The organism is Streptomyces sp. E2N166 (assembly GCF_003671715.1).
GTDB lineage: Bacteria > Actinomycetota > Actinomycetes > Streptomycetales > Streptomycetaceae > Streptomyces > Streptomyces thinghirensis.
This window is the reverse complement of record NZ_RAIF01000055.1, coordinates 1-333: the sequence shown is the minus strand read 5'-3', so window position 1 is coordinate 333 and position 333 is coordinate 1. Positions and strand designations below refer to the sequence as shown.

1 pseudogene is annotated in these 333 nt (G+C 68.8%); it reads left to right on the top strand.

Annotation, left to right across the window (positions count from 1 at the left end):
- Window positions 1-119 precede the first annotated feature (119 nt).
- Window positions 120-333: pseudogene (locus tag EBH09_RS37405) on the top strand (hypothetical protein); the annotation flags it as partial.

Below are 333 nucleotides of genomic sequence, written 5' to 3'. Positions count from 1 at the left end.
GGATTGGGGCTGTTGGGGCCCTGGGGTGTGGCCCTTCGGCGTCGGGTGCGGGGTGGTGGGGTCCGGGAGAGTGAGTGGTGTCAGGCACCAGCCGGATCTTCTCTGAAGGAGCCGCTGTCATGGCCGTGCACCAGTCCACGCACCGTAGTTCGGGTTTTCGTCTGCCGTGGTTCCGTCGTGACGGCGCGGTTTCCGCGCCCGGGTCGGTGGAGGCCGGCGCGCTCACGGCACGGGCCTGTGTGTTCGCGTCGGCCCGGGTGCTGATGGGGTTCGTGTTCCTGTGGGCGTTCCTGGACAAGACGTTCGGGTTCGGTTACGCCACCGCGTCCGGGA